Raw genomic sequence first — 14,883 nt, 5'->3', positions numbered from 1 at the left:
TTCAGGCAACCGTCTGTGGTGTTTGCAGAGCTAAGATTGGCGGCTTAGCGTTGCACTTCGGAGTTGAATCCGCCTTAATCGGTATTTTCTTCGGCGGTTTCCTTGGCGGGACGCTGACCGATAAATTAGGCAGAAAGATTATCTACTTTGTCGGCCCTACCCTGTTCGTTGTCTGTTCGCTGGCACAGTATTGGGTGCAAAGCGGTGAAATGCTGTTTGCTCTGCGTTTTCTCAGCGGGATGGCGGTAGGGATTGAATACCCGGTCGCCACCGCGTTCCTGGTCGAGTTTCTGCCGAAAAAATATCGCGGTCCCTGCCTCGCCACGCTGACCATTCTGTGGTTTGCCGGTGCGGCCACCGCGTATATTGTCGGTGAAATTATGATGCAGATCGGAGGTGATGATGCCTGGCGTCTGACGCTGGCCAGCACCGCCGTGATTGGCGCAGCGCTGTTCATTGTTCGTCTCGGCACCCCGGAATCCCCGCGCTGGCTGATGAGCAAAGGCCGCAATGCTGAAGCGGAGAACATCATCCGTCAGGTATATGGTGCGGATTTCAGCCTGGCGAATCTGCCGGTGCAAAAAGAGAGTGGCAAACACTCGTTTCTCAGCCTGCTGCACTCGGGCTACGGCAAACGTATGGCGTTTGTCTCCATCTTCTGGACCTGCTCCGTGATCCCGGTGTTCGCCGTGTATGCCTTCGCGCCGAAAGTGCTGCAGGCACTGCACCTGAGCGGTAACTGGGCCTCTTATGGGTCAGTGGCCATCACCCTGCTGTTCGTGGTCGGCTGTATTATCGCCACCCGCCTGGTGAATACTATTGGTCGCCGTAAACTGCTGCTGCACAGCTTCCTGTGGTCTGGTCTGGCGCTGCTGCTGCTCGGCTGGCTGCGTGATGGGCCGTCGCTTACCATTCTGGTGATGTTCGGCGCTTATGCGCTGTTTATTGGCGGCGCGCAGGTGTTGCAGCTGGTGTATCCGAACGAGATTTTCCCGACCGAGATCCGCGCCGGTGCGGTGGGTGTCGGCACTTCGCTGTCACGTATTGGCGCGGCAGTCGGTACTTATCTGGTGCCCTTCTCGCTGCAGAGCATCGGCATTGGTCATACCATGTATATCGCCGCGGGCATTACTTTCTTTGGTCTGCTGGTCTCCTGGTTCCTTGCACCGGAAACCAATGCGCTCAATCTGGATGAGGCTGCTTCGCTGAACGACAGCAGCAGTCCCTCCCCTTCGCTGGCAACACCGCTGCCGAAACGGCATTGAGATAAAACGGGGCGCATCGCGCCCCGTTTGCTTTTACTTTTACTCTGGCTTAATCAGCCGTTCCACCTCACGCCGCCGCTTGCGGAATGACGACGGCGTTTCACCATACTGCTTGCGGAACCAGGCGATCAGGTGTGACGCATCGGCAAAGCCACAGGCACCGGCAATTGCGTTAATGCTGTTACTGGAATCCGCCATCAGTTTGCGCGCATGTTCCAGTCGCATCCTGCGCCAGTAAACCGCCGCCGTGTAGCCGGTACTGTTGAGAAATAACTGGTTAAGCTGGCGGGTACTCAGGCGAACAAAATCGGCAACGTCATTCAGCGGCACAGGTGAATCGAGATGATGCTTCATCAGTTCGATAACCTTGTGCACCACCTCATTGTCATACACCACCTGCTCAGCGGCGGCTTTACGCCGGCCACGCGTTTTTCTCCTGTCCGCCTCTTCCTCCACCAGCAGGTATTTCAGCCCCTTCTGCGCCCGCAATTCACCACAATGCTGACGAATCAGATCGGCAGCCAGGTCAATCGCCGTACCGCCAGGACAGGAGATAATGCCGCCATCCTTGATATAGGTTTTGTCGATAACCGGAATCGCTTTGGGAAAACGCTGACGAAACTCATCGCGGGTAGTGAAATGAATCGCACAGCGGCGGCCATCCAGCAACCCGGCATTACCGACAATAAATGAGCCACTGCACAGCGTAATAATGGGAATTTTGCGCGCATGTAATGCCCTGACGGCGTCCAGCAGCCACGACGGGGGTGAACGGGTCTCTTCCAGCAGCCCACCGGCCAGCACGATATAATCCCAGTTTTGCGTTAAATCGAGCGCTGCCGTCGGCGTGACAGGCAAACCACAGCTGGCAGTGACAGGCTGGTTATCGCAGGTCATCCACTCCCACTGGCAGAAGATTTGCCGGCTGCCAAATGACTCATCGGCGGCAAAGCGCAACGATTCCACCAGCCCGGCGACTGACACCAGCGTGAAGCGGTTCATCAGAATAAAACCGATTCTCAGGTCGGGTTTGGGCTGGCTGGCGGTGTTCTGTGACTGACGGGTATCCATTGCGCTAAATCTTCTTATGACGAAAATGTGCGGGAACCCGCAGCTGCTATTGTTCCGGTATCGCGTGGGCGGCTCAAGGGGGATAGGTGAATTAATGCGAGCAAGATCATGAAAGGACATCCCTCTCTGCATGATGAATAAACCCGCGAGTCGGCTTCGACGCTGGTAATTGTCATGCGTATGCATTACATTTGTACAGATATTACACAACCAACTGGTGCCTTATGACCGCCAATAGCTTAGTTCAGACCCGTATTAATACCGAGGTCAAAGAGAAAGCCACTGAAGTGCTGGAGCGAATGGGACTAACCGTCTCAGATGCCGTGCGTATCCTGTTAACCCGCATCGCTAATGAAGGTGGCCTGCCTCCCGGTTTTACTGCTGATACTGAAACCTGGGATCTCTGGTTTCGACGCAAAGTGCAGGAAGCACTGGAGGATCCGCGTCCTGCACTTTCTCACGATGAAGTCAGACAGCATTTTTCAGACCGCAAGGCTGCGCTACGGAAACAATAAAACGGATGATACTAAAATGGAGCGCGTTTTCTGTTAACGACAGGAACGCAATAATGGATTATATCGCTCAGGACAACCCCATCGCCGCAGCTGAACTGGATGATCAGTTTGAAGCCGCCGCCGAACTCGCCTGTCAGCATCCTGAATTTCATCGCGCTGGCAGAGTCGTGGGAACACGTGAGATCGTCGTACATCCCCATTACATTATGATCTACCAACTGGAGCACAAGACACTCACTATCCTGCGCGTGCTGCACACCGCACAACGCTGGCCCTGACCGGGCCAGCAGTTCGCGTTAACTATGCTCAATCTTCGGTAAAAACCACGTCAGCAGCCCCGCCAGTGGCAGGAACGAGCAGAGCCAGTAGACAGTTTCGATACCGTGTTTGTCCGCCAGCCCGCCCAGAATCGCAGCGGCAATACCGCCAAGGCCAAAGTTCAGACCATAGAACAGCCCGCCGATCAGCCCGACGCGGTTCGGCAGTAACTCCATGGCGTAAATCAGAATCGCCGCAAAGGCACTGGCCATCACCAGATTAATCAGCACCGTCAGCACGCCGGTCCAGAAAAGGTCAGCATAGGGCAGCATCAGCGTTAATGGCAGCGGTCCCAGCACCGAAATCCAGATAATGCGATAACGCCCGATGCGGTCACCAATAATGCCACCAATCAATGCACCAACAGCAGAAGAGACAAGGAAAATAAACAGCATCATCTGCGATGCGCTGACCGACAGGCCAAAGTGATCGATGAGATAAAAGGTATAGAACGAGCGGAAACTTTCGCCATAGGCATTTTTAGAAAACATCAGCAATGTCAGGATCACCAGACCGCCCACAACCGTGGCACGCGAATAGTGGGTCTGCCCGCCCGTTGCCGCCGCGCGTGCTTTTGCCAGCGAGGTAAACGAGTTGCGCAGCGTGGTGTGCTGACCGGCCGTCCAGATCATCAGCAGCATCGCCAGCAGTGCCAGAACCGCGAACCACGCGAGGCTCGACTGTCCTCTCTGTACAATCACCAGTGCCGCCAGCAGTGGCCCCAGCGCGCCACCTGCCTGCCCGCCGACCTGGAAAATGCCCTGCGCCAGCCCCTGACGACCACCAGAAGCATAACGCGCCATACGCGTCGCTTCAGGATGGAAAATGGATGAGCCGATACCAATACAGGCCGCCGACACCAGAATCAGGTTATAGCTCGGCGCATACGCCAGTCCCAGTAGTCCCGCCAGCGTAAATACCATACCAGCCACGGTCGAATACGGCAGCGGATGGCGATCGGTGTAATAGCCCACCACCGGCTGCAACAGCGATCCGGCAATCTGGAAGGTGAACGTGATAATGCCAATCTGAACAAAATCGAGCTGATATTCATCGCGCAGAATCGGATATACCGCCGGGATGAGTGACTGAATCAGGTCATTCAGTAAATGTGTCAGACCGAGGATAATAAGCACATTCAGATAGGTTTTCGGACGAGTAATGGCAGATGTGAAGTTCATGGATAATTTTTCAGCCTGTCTGCAGGTCGTGTAAGTAAGCTTTCTCAGTATTAAACCAGTGATATCACACTGACGCTAATGCGTTATGCAATTATCTATACAACAGTAACAGCTTAATATCACTGACGTTGAGATAACAGACAGGCGCACTCGACGCAGCGACGTCAGGTGCAGAGGGAAATCACCGGCGGGCGACAGGGCATGACATCACCTGGTGCTGGCGCACACCCTGCCACCACAGCGGTTTCGCTAGACCTCAAGACCGGCGCGGAATTGCCCCCACTTCAGTACAGAGCTGACACCAATCGACAGGAACGGTTGCGGCGGCGTCCGGTCTGGCCCCGGTGACGCCAGCAGGAAGTCAATCAGCTCGTGGCGTTTCCCGGCAATCAGATCCGCCAGCAACATGCCGGTCGCGGTGCCACGGGTGATGCCCAGCCCGTTACAACACAGTGCACCATACACATTCGGCGCCAGCTGACCAAAGAAGCCTTCGTGGTTTTGCGACAGGCAGATCGCCCCGCTCCACGTGTATTCAAAATCCACCTCACTGAGCATCGGGAAACGACGCTCAAACGATTTACGGTGCGTGGCGCGGTAACGCGGCAGGTTTTTCACGCGCGGACGGCCATCAGGATGGAAGCCAAAGCTGTTGCGCACCAGAATGCGGTTGTCCGCCGTGCGGCGAATGGTGCTGCCGAACGGATGCGCAGGGATCACTCCCCAGACCGGCTTACCGCCGAGACGAGCCTGCTCTTCCGGCGTCAGCTGGCGTGTCAGGCTGCCATAAAGGAACGTCGGCAACAGGCGCCCCTGCAGAAAACCAAAGTGCGCCGCAAACGCATTATTGGTCAGCAGTAATTTATCCGCCGTAATGGTGCCCTTCTCATGCACCAGCGTGATTTTGTCACCATAATCCACCGCCGTAACCGGCGTGTTTTCATACAGGGTGACATTGGCAGGCAGGGTTTCCGCCAGCCCTTTTACCAGTGCCGAAGGCTGCACCAGCACCGTACCAGGAATATACAGCGCCTTTTTGTAATACGAGGTGCCAATATGTTCCGGCAAATCCTGCGCATCAATCATCTGCGCCTCGCGACCAATTTTTTCCAGCCCACTGCGATACGCTTCCAGAATCGCGATACCCGGTGCGCCCACGGCTGCCTGATATTTACCGGCTTCCGCCAGCTGGCAGTCAATATTGTGTTCCGCCACAATACTGCGCAGGTAATTCTGCCCGAGAGTATTCAGCCTGAGGATCAGGTTCGCCGTCGTCACATCGCCAATATAATCCTTCGCGCCGATATCGTGCGGGACATCAATAGCAAAGCCCGCATTGCGGCCAGCAGAGCCAAACCCCACTTCCTGGGCTTCGATCAGCACCACTTCATCATCGGGGAAATTAAGCGCCAGCTGGCGTGCCGCCGCCAGCCCGGTAAGGCCTGCGCCAACAATCGCCCAGCGAGCAGATTTTTGTCCGGTATGTGCCGGACGTGGGGTACGGGCTGCGCTGGTATGATACCAGCCAGGCATAGCATCATCGCCAGGCAGAGAGGTGACCTTTTGCAATTTACGACTCCAGTTGATTTTATTTTTTACCCGTCGGAGTGAAGCAAAGATGTGCTCTTTTCCCGGCGGCACAGCAGTGACAGCAATGTATATTTCACGTATACACAATGTATTTTGAAGATATATCTGGTGTTAAAAAAATGTCAACGAGATTCATTTTCGGACGTCACAATTGTGCGCAGCCTCTCAGAAAAGCGGCGTAAAAATGACGAAATGGCGGGCTGAAACACAACGGGAAAACGACCAGCTGATGGCTGGTCGTGGATAACGGATAAGTGCGGACAAGGGATAAATCAGGAAGGAAAAAGGTTTACCTATCGTGGCAGTGCTGGCTTACGCTTCAGGCTGGCTGAACACCGTATCAGCCGGTAATCCCTGCGGGGTAATAAACAGTTCCATATTTTGCCGCGACAGATCCCAGTGCTCATTAATCAGCGTCACCATGGAATTTTCATCACGGTTTTCCAGAGCGGCAATCATGGCGTCATGATGATCGGCCGCCAGTTGCAGGCGTCGCTCCATATCTTCATTCTGCGGACGGAAAAACGTATGCCCGATACGGCAATGGTCAATCAGCAAACGTCCCAGACTGGGTTGCAGATAGGCATTGTTAGCCATCTCGCCCATGATTTCATGGAAGCGATTGTTTTCCAGCACCAGCGTCTGTTCATCATGTGCCAGACAGGCTTTACGGAAACGTTTTTGGGTATCTTTCAGCGCATCAAGCTGTTTGGGTTTAAAACTCTGCACCGCCAGGCGGCCAATCGCAGCATAAATCATCGGCGCAACGAGGAAGAAGTTGCGCAGAGTTGCGTGATTCATCGGGATCACACGCACGCCTTTTTTCTCGATAATTTCCAAATAGCCCTCGCCCGCCAGACGCTGAAACACCTCTCTGACCGGGGTGCGGGACAGTGCATACTGGTTACTCAGGCTGACTTCATCCAGCGCCGTGTCCGGGTCCAGTTCCATGGTTAAAATCAGACGTTTTAAGTCCTCGTACAGCGCAGCCTTTCCAAATCTCAAGCGTCCTCCTGAACAACGTCACGATTGCTTCTGTCGGTAATAATCAGAATAGTAAAGGGAAACCAGCTCACGCAGAGAAATTTACCTGATTGGATACTGCAAAAACAGCCCTGCCTGCCGCATAATGCACAGAAAGTGTGCTTTGTCTCAAGCCGATAAAAAGGATGCACCGATTGTCGTTACAGTCCTCAGAGTGGTTCAGCCAGAATGGTATCGAGTGTTCGCGCGTCATCGCCAGCGGCGATGCCTTTCCGCGCCATCTGCATGATGAATATGTGATTAGTGCCAATCTGACAGGAACAGAAGAGGTCTGGCTGGAGGGGAAGGTTTCACTGGCACAGGCGGGTCAGGTGACGATCTACAACCCGGGCAGCATTCAGGCCTCGCGTTTTGACAGCAACAGCGTCGAGTTTGTCAGCGTGCATCTGCCGCAGTCACTGTTGCAGCAGCCTGTCACACAGCACAACCTGCGCAGCGGCAATGCCGCACCGGTATTGCGCGAAGGCATCTTCCACGATAACCGGCTGTTTACCGCTATCTGCCGTTATGCGCAGTCAGCGCAGCATCAGGACGCCAGCCAGCAGCAGCAGGAGTTGCTGCTGCTGTGCGGTGAACTGCTGGAAGATCATCGCCCGGCGGCGGACGGTGAAGAGCAGGCGGTGAGCAGAGTGAAAGCGTTTTTGCGCGAACATCTGACAGAAAAACCGCAGCTGGACGCACTCGCGCAACTGTCAGGGCTGAGCAAATACCACCTTGTACGGCGTTTTACCCAGCAGACCGGCATGCCACCGCTCCAGTACCATATGCAACTGCGGCTGCACGAAGCGCGTAATCTGCTGCGCAGTAACGTCCACCCGCGAGATGCCGCGCTGATGCTCGGCTTCTACGATCAGAGCCATTTTATCAATGCTTTCCGTAAAGTGATGGGCATTACGCCTCATCACTATGCGCAGCAGATTGGCTCAGGCCGCAATAAATTCCCGGTAGCCTGAAACAATCACATAAATAGCGAAATAACTGAAAATAAACGCCGAGGCGATATAGGAATATTTCAGCATCCGGCTGCCGAGAACTTTGCCGCCAAAGCTGCCGACGGAACACAACACACAGGTCCAGACCACGCCGGCAATAAAGAAACCGCCGAGGAACCACGAGGTGGCCGTCACGCTGTGCTGCCCCATACGTGAGATCAGCGCCCCGCCGACCGTGGCAAACCACAGAATGGCGCTTGGCGATGACATCGCCAGCAACATGCCGCGCCCCATTTCACGTAACAGTGGCTGGTTCTGATGCACAGCACTGAGATCCGGTTGATCGCGATGATTAAACGCCGTCCGCAGCATTTTCACTGCAAACCAGACCAGCATACTGCCGCCACCCAGCCATAATACCCAGCGCACGGTTTCAAACTGCAGCAGTACCGCCATCCCCGCCAGCGCCAGCAGCGCATAGATCAGATCGCCGACGCAGGTGCCAATACCGAGCCAGAAACCATGCAAATAACCACGCTGCATCGCCAGGGTAATGATGGCGATATTGGCAATGCCAATGTCCAGACACAGCGACAGGCTGAGTAAAAAACCATTAGAAAACGGCATCAGCGTGCACCTTCTGAACAGCGTGAATATACAGCGGCATGCACAGGCAGGCGAACGGAAAAATCAGACGCGGCAGCAGGCCAGCGCGGAGCGGTAAACATGGTGTTTCCTTCACAAGAAAGCGATCAGGAAGCTATTTAACCACTCCATTGCTGACACGTATTGGAAAGAATTGCGCAATCGCCAGATTGACGTTCAACCGGCCACTATTGCAGCGATTTTATCCCCTCTTCCAGTAAACGGATTTGCAGCAGGGTCTCTTCATCCTTCACCAGCTTCTCTTTGCCATGTACCAGCGTGTCATACAACGCATCGTAGTAACGGCTGTAATCCCCTCGTTCTGACACCACTTTTTCTTCATGGTAAACCTGCTGATCATCAATCCAGGTCAGCACGCCATACTCTTCCGGCCGCTCGATACCAAAATCAGGGTTATCAGGCATATAGAACAGCTTCAGATGCTCTTCCTGGCGATCTTTGTGCTGTTTTACAAACACGCCCTTCTTGCCATAGACAATAAAGCTCGGCCGCTCTTTTAGCCGGAAATAACTGGATTTAACCGACACTTTTAACTGGCCGTAGTAGAGATCGACGTCGAAATAGTCGTTCATTCGTCCCGGTCCCAGCAGCTGACGCACGTCGTAATGCACCTGATCCGGTTTACCGAAGTATGAGATCACCTGGTCCAGCGTATGGCAGCCGTGGCCGTAAAGATAGGAGTTGATTCTGCTGAATTCCTGCGCGGATTCCGGCACCGACGGACGGTAATAGTCGTAGTGCATTTCCAGTTCCAGCAGTTCGCCCAGCACGCCGGATTCAATCACTTTCTGCGTGGTCAGGAAGTCGCTGTCAAAGCGACGATTCTGATAACACTGCAGCATCAGTCCGCGCTGTTGCGCCAGAGTAAACAGCTCCTGCGCTTCGGCACTGGTTTCGGCGAACGGTTTTTCCACCACGCAGTGTTTGCCTGCCAGCAGCACCTGTTTAGCCAGCGAATAATGGGTGGCGGACGGTGTGCTGATAATGATCACCTGAATATCAGCATCATTAAGGAAGGTGCGATTTAATCATTCAAAGTTCTGTTCATGACTACAATGATTGCCGTTCATCTATCGTTTTCAGTGTTTTGGGCGGTTCTTTGTTCATTTACCATACGATGACAGGACGAAAAAATGGTTCCCATCGAATTAATCGCACCTTCCTTAATATGAAGGTCGGGAAAAAATTGACATCAGGTTTTCTTTTCGTTGTTTTCGTTGCAATTATTATCACACTCGTGGGTGTGATGGGGCTGATGAATATCAGAGAAAACCTCCGTCTGCAGCAGATCACCGTCGACATGGTGATTGATCTCGGCAATGCACGACTCAACAGAACGCTGCTCCAGTACACCGGCAAAGAAGAATACGCACAAAAAAATCAGGCTGCCGTCGACAATATCAAAGTAAAACTGGGGCAACTCGCAACGGCGACGCTGCCGCAAGAGGGTCAGCAGGTACGCCAGAATGCTGAGCAGACCTTTGCCCGCTACAGTGATGCTCTGAATGTTTTCAGCCAGGCGCAACGCAAAGCGCAGGCGCTGAAAGAGTCGATTGATGTGGGAATTTTCGCATCGGTTTACGCGCAGGCGGCACAATTTCAGCAGGACAAATCACACAGCAGCGAAGCCATTCTGGCGGCGACAAACCTGAAGAACGATATCGATACTCTGCAGGCAGCCGCGAGAGCGTTTCTGAGCCAGCCGGATCAGGCGGCGCTGAATGCGCTTGACGAAAAAATGCGGCAGAGCGATGCGAGTGCCAAAACTCTGCTTTCACTGTCCACAGATGGCTCGGCACGCTGGGCTGAACCAACATCCGCGCTGAATCAATCCCTGCGGGACAAATTCTCACAGTATCTGCAACTTGCCAGCGCCAGTGCCGACAATTCCAAAAAGCTTGGCGCAGAGTCAGGAGAACTGGGGCAGGCAATTAACAACATGTTTCTTTATCAACAGAATAAATCACAGGATACCGTGACACAGGCGCTGCTGGTGATGCCAGCATCCGCGCTGGTCGGGGTGGTAATTGCCCTGCTGATTGCCTGGCTGATCACCAAAAGCATCACCACGCCGCTGCGCGAAACGCTGGAAGCGGCAAATAAAATATCACTTGGCGATCTCACGCACCGCATCCGTTCCGCACGCCAGGATGAACCCGGCTTGCTGATGCAGGCGGTCGGCACTATGAACGACAGCCTGACTACCATCATCAGTAATGTCCGTGAGGGCGTTGACAGTGTGGCAAGGGCATCGTCCGAAATTTCGGCGGGTAATATCAATCTCTCCTCGCGGACCGAACAGCAGTCGGCAGCCGTGGTGCAGACGGCGGCCAGCATGGAAGAAATGACGGCAACGGTAAAACAGAATGCTGAAAACGCCCGTCAGGCCAGCCTGCTGTCCCAGACCGCGTCAGACAATGCCGAACACGGTGGCCTGATTGTCAGCAAAGTGATTGCGACCATGCAGGATATTTCCACCAGTTCGGGCAAAGTGTCCGACATTATTTCCGTGATTAACGGGATTGCCTTCCAGACCAATATCCTGGCCCTGAACGCTGCCGTTGAAGCCGCACGTGCCGGTGAACAGGGGCGTGGTTTTGCGGTCGTCGCCGGAGAAGTGCGTAATCTTGCCCAGCGCAGCTCCGTCGCGGCGAAAGAGATCGAAAGTCTGATCACGGACTCCGCGCTCAAAGTCGAAAATGGCGCGAATCTGGTCACCAGCGCCGGTGAGACGATGACAGAGATTGTGACGTCCGTGATGAGAGTGAAAGAGATTATGGGTGAAATTGCCGTCGCATCCGAGGAACAGAGCCGGGGATTACATCAGATAAGCCTCGCCATGTCCGAAATGGACACCACCACGCAGCAAAATGCCGCACTGGTCGAAGAATCGTCCGCCGCCGCCGGTTCGCTGGAAGATCAGGCGCGCCAGCTTGAACAGACTGTCGCGATTTTCCAGCTGCCGGATGACGCTGGCAGTCAGCACGGGGAGGCAATGTACCTGAGCGCACGCTGATGAAACTGGCCGCATCCTGCACCAGAGAAAGAAAGAAGCCAGGCTGACAGTGACGGCGACCTGATATCTTCAGGTCGCCGTTTTTATCGCGATTACTTCCGGGCAAAGGCCGCCGCATTCCGGCCCGCCAGAATGCCAAAGATAATGATATCGGCCACTGCATTACCGCCAATGCGGTTGGCACCATGAATGCCCCCCACCACTTCCCCGGCAGCCCATGCGCCATTGATCACCTGTTTCTGCGCATCGAGCACCGCAGTATCGGTGTTGATCGTGACACCGCCCATGGTGTGATGCACGCCAGGCGCGATGCGAATGGCATAGAACGGCCCCTGATTCAGCGGATGACGCAGCGCAGTCTTACGACCAAAGTCTTCATCATTCTGCTGATCCACAAACAGGTTGTAGCGTTCCAGCGTCGCCAGCAGCGCATGGTGATCCATATTCAGTTTCACCGCCAGCTCCTGTGGCGATGCCGCGCTGACGACAAAGCCTTTGGCGATATACTCATCGGCTGCTTTGTTATTCAGCCGCACCTGCTCGTCAAAGATCACCCACGCGCTTTTCTCTGGCAGGGCAATAATCTCTGCCGACACTTTGTCACGGGTTTCCATCTCGTTAAAGAAGCGCTTACCAGCCTGGCTGATCAGAATCGCCCCACCGCCACGAATCGCTTCGGAAATCAGGTATGACGTGGTCTGCTCAACGGTGGGGTGAATCTGGATTTCGCCCATATCGACCACATCTGCGCCAATCTGCTGCAGCATGGCGATGCCACTGCCGGTCGCACCTTTATGGTTGGTGGTCACAAAGCCATCCAGTTCAGGACGGTACTTCACCACCATCTCGCGGTTAGCACTGAAGCCACCGGTGGCAACAATCACACTTTTCGCATTGAGGATGCGGCTGTCATTGTATTCATCGACCACTTTCACGCCGCTGACCACACCGTTTTCCGTCAGAATTTCAGCCACCGAGGTTTCCAGTAACACCTCGATTTCGCGCTGGTTAATATTTTTCACCAGCCCGCTAATCAGGAAGCCACCGACCGCTGAACGGTCTGCCGGACGGTGCGTACGGTCAATACTCATCCCGCCGGTAATGGTGATATCGTTCAGCTCAATGCCATGTCCGGCCAGCCATTCCACCGCTTCCGGCGCCAGTTCAACAAACTCGCGCAGCAACACCGGGTTGTTTTTGAATTTCCCGCCCTTGAGGGTTTCCTGATAGAACAGCTCTTTGCTGTCTTCGATGCCCTTTAATTTCTGGAAACGGGTTTCCGCCGCATTCATCCCCACCGAAGCTTTGATGGTGTTGCCACCAATCGTCGGCATCTTCTCGATGACCGCCACCCGCGCGCCTTCATCGTGCGCCTGAATCGCCGCCGCCAGCCCCGCGCCGCCACTGCCGATCACCACCACATCATACTGTTGCGGTGCCAGCGGATTACCGCCCTCTTCCAGCACATGCTCTTTACTGGAAGTGGCCAGCGCACGTGAGACGGCTTTTTTCAGCGCCTCACTCTGGGTGGTTGCACCGGTAATGGCATCCACATGCGGGCTGTTCGCCACCAGAATACGGGTACGCAGGCTGGCAAACGTCTCACTGAAATCAACATCCAGCGACGCATCCGGCACCAGTGAAATATCGGTGATACGGTCGGTATCCAGCGTAACGTTGATTTTCAGTTTCAGCGCTTCAGCTTCGACTTTTTCCTGATACACGCCCGCTTTATATTTGCGGCCGCTGCTGCTCATATCGCGGATCATGGCGTCGACCAGCGAGAAGCGCCACAGCGGTTCCGGGATGTTCAGCGCTTCACGGCGCGTACTGTCAATAAACAGCTCCAGCTGTTCATTGTTGATAATGCGGTCGGCCCAGTCAGGGTATGCAATACAGGCCTTGCCCACGGCCACGAGGTCAAAACCGTGTTCCAGCGCCGTTTCGGCATCGCTTTTGTTCACCACGCCGCCGACACCAATCACCGGAATTTTACCCAACGTTTCGGAACACATGGCGCGATATTTGGTGATTAACGGTGTCGGGTCGCTGGTATCGACAATCGAAGGACGCAACAGCGCACCGACGGAGAAATGGACGTAATCCAGCCCGCGCGCCGCCAGTTTCTCCAGCAGATACATGGTGTCATCAAAGCGAATACCGGGGACTTCCAGCTCTTCCGGCGAGAAGCGGTAGCCGATAATAAATGAGGCGTCGGCAAAGCGTTCCGCCATCTTATGGGTAATTTCCAGCACTTCCAGCGGGAAACGGGCGCGGTTATCGCGGCTGCCGCCCCATTTGTCGTCACGCTGGTTGGAGTTAGGTGAATAGAACTGCTGGATAAGATAGGTATTTGCACCGTGAATTTCGACGCCATCAAATCCGGCTTTAATCGCACGGTTCACCGCATCACCGAATTTGGTGATCATCACGTCTACTTCTTCGCCGCTCAGCGCCTGCGGTGTGGTCGCGCCCTCACGCGGTGCAGCAATGGCACTCGGCGCAACCGGGGTTCTGCCACCAATCAGCTCCGGCTCAACCATGCGGCCGCCGTGATAGATTTGCAGAATCGCTTTCGACCCTTTCGATTTGATCGCGTCGGCAATTTTCTTCAGTCCCGCGATCTTATTGTCGCTGTCGATGGCAATCGCCCCCGGAAACGCCGGGCCTTTCGGATCAATAAAGCAGCACTCGACAATCACGGTGCCAATACTGCCCGCACGGTCGCGATAATACTCCACCAGGTCGCTGGTCACGGAGCCATCATAAAATCCGGTACAGGTGGTCATGGGTGCCATCAGCAGGCGGTTTTTCAGTACCGCGCCGTTCGGCAAAGTGAGGGGATTCAGGATCGGGGTGAGTGTATTCATGAGCTTCAACTCCGGGATCAAAAGTGTTAATTCTGTGGCGGCGGCTTATTGCTGTTTAATTAATTAAGCGGACAGCGGCTTGCTGGCACCGCTATTATTCACACAGATAATCCTTTAATTTATTTTTCAGCCGGTTAAATGCGGGCCATTTTTATCTCAAAAACAATAACTCTATGAATTCTCAGTCATGATTGCGGGGAAATCAACCATATAAACTTTGTGGTTTTTCGTGATATCGCGCAGGAAAATACCCCTACAGAAGACTGGCATTATATTCATATCTGCTTAATATAGATGTGATAAAGCGTTATCTCAGCCAGCCGTTGTCTGATATCTCGCTCGCGAATTCAGATAATAAGTGCAACGCTCGGACATGATTGTGGAGAGTGTAGGAGGAAGGGTTAACTACCGATAA

Annotated in this window: 12 protein-coding genes and 1 pseudogene; 5 read left to right on the top strand and 8 right to left on the bottom strand. The window is 54.2% G+C overall.

The features are described 5' to 3' along the window. Positions 1–1,265: MFS transporter (locus ACSZO1_RS17445; RefSeq protein WP_437614859.1), on the top strand; the 1,265-nt coding region annotated here is incomplete at its 5' end. 39 nt (positions 1,266–1,304) lie between these two features. On the opposite strand, the gene ACSZO1_RS17440 is transcribed toward ACSZO1_RS17445, so the two are convergent. After that, a complete protein-coding gene (locus ACSZO1_RS17440; protein WP_437614857.1) occupies positions 1,305–2,336 on the bottom strand; it encodes a GlxA family transcriptional regulator in 1,032 nt (343 codons plus the stop codon). A 224-nt stretch (positions 2,337–2,560) separates the two neighbouring features. Between ACSZO1_RS17440 and ACSZO1_RS17435 the strand changes: the two genes are divergently transcribed. Beyond that, positions 2,561–2,851, top strand: a complete 291-nt coding sequence (locus ACSZO1_RS17435; protein WP_437614854.1) for a type II toxin-antitoxin system RelB/DinJ family antitoxin — start codon at positions 2,561–2,563, stop codon at positions 2,849–2,851. 5 nt (positions 2,852–2,856) lie between these two features. Continuing rightward, a complete protein-coding gene (locus tag ACSZO1_RS17430; RefSeq protein ID WP_437614851.1) occupies positions 2,857–3,129 on the top strand; it encodes a type II toxin-antitoxin system RelE/ParE family toxin in 273 nt (90 codons plus the stop codon). Positions 3,130–3,147: 18 nt separating this feature from the next. Here the strand turns inward: ACSZO1_RS17430 and ACSZO1_RS17425 are convergent, their stop codons facing one another. From ACSZO1_RS17425 to ACSZO1_RS17415, 3 genes are all read right to left on the bottom strand, one after another. After that, on the bottom strand, positions 3,148–4,350 hold the full coding sequence (locus ACSZO1_RS17425; protein WP_437614849.1) for an MFS transporter: 1,203 nt from the start codon (positions 4,348–4,350) through the stop codon (positions 3,148–3,150). 249 nt (positions 4,351–4,599) lie between these two features. Further along, a complete protein-coding gene (locus tag ACSZO1_RS17420; RefSeq protein WP_437614847.1) occupies positions 4,600–5,919 on the bottom strand; it encodes an NAD(P)/FAD-dependent oxidoreductase in 1,320 nt (439 codons plus the stop codon). Positions 5,920–6,252: 333 nt separating this feature from the next. After that, on the bottom strand, positions 6,253–6,945 hold the full coding sequence (locus tag ACSZO1_RS17415) for a GntR family transcriptional regulator (RefSeq protein ID WP_437614845.1): 693 nt from the start codon (positions 6,943–6,945) through the stop codon (positions 6,253–6,255). Between the two features lie 173 nt (positions 6,946–7,118). Here ACSZO1_RS17415 and ACSZO1_RS17410 point away from each other — a divergent pair, with 173 nt between their 5' ends. Next, the gene (locus tag ACSZO1_RS17410; protein WP_437614842.1) at positions 7,119–7,937 is read left to right on the top strand and encodes an AraC family transcriptional regulator; all 819 of its coding nucleotides are present in this window, start codon (positions 7,119–7,121) and stop codon (positions 7,935–7,937) included. Here the strand turns inward: ACSZO1_RS17410 and ACSZO1_RS17405 are convergent. The 3 genes and pseudogenes from ACSZO1_RS17405 to ACSZO1_RS17395 form a co-directional block, all read right to left on the bottom strand. Continuing rightward, positions 7,908–8,546 carry a LysE family translocator gene (locus ACSZO1_RS17405; RefSeq protein WP_437614863.1) on the bottom strand — a complete coding sequence of 213 codons (639 nt, stop codon included), beginning with the start codon at positions 8,544–8,546 and terminating at the stop codon, positions 7,908–7,910. The two genes, ACSZO1_RS17410 and ACSZO1_RS17405, sit on opposite strands and share 30 nt — an antisense overlap. 203 nt (positions 8,547–8,749) lie before the next feature. Further along, complete coding sequence (locus ACSZO1_RS17400; RefSeq protein ID WP_437614861.1) at positions 8,750–9,424, bottom strand: Gfo/Idh/MocA family oxidoreductase; 675 nt, start codon at positions 9,422–9,424, stop codon at positions 8,750–8,752. Further along, positions 9,425–9,583, bottom strand: a pseudogene (locus ACSZO1_RS17395) (Gfo/Idh/MocA family oxidoreductase); the annotation flags it as partial. 254 nt (positions 9,584–9,837) lie between these two features. Here ACSZO1_RS17395 and ACSZO1_RS17390 point away from each other — a divergent pair. Next, a complete protein-coding gene (locus ACSZO1_RS17390) occupies positions 9,838–11,598 on the top strand; it encodes a methyl-accepting chemotaxis protein (protein WP_437614840.1) in 1,761 nt (586 codons plus the stop codon). A 92-nt stretch (positions 11,599–11,690) separates the two neighbouring features. Here ACSZO1_RS17390 and ACSZO1_RS17385 read toward each other — a convergent pair whose 3' ends face one another. Continuing rightward, entirely contained in the window at positions 11,691–14,468 is a 2,778-nt protein-coding gene (locus tag ACSZO1_RS17385) for a flavocytochrome c (protein ID WP_437614838.1), read from the bottom strand. Between the last annotated feature and the right edge of the window lie 415 nt (positions 14,469–14,883).

The organism is Erwinia sp. V71, from assembly GCF_965644245.1.
Lineage (GTDB): Bacteria > Pseudomonadota > Gammaproteobacteria > Enterobacterales > Enterobacteriaceae > Erwinia.
Note: the sequence above shows the minus strand (reverse complement) of the source record. Positions and strands in the feature narration are given on the sequence as shown.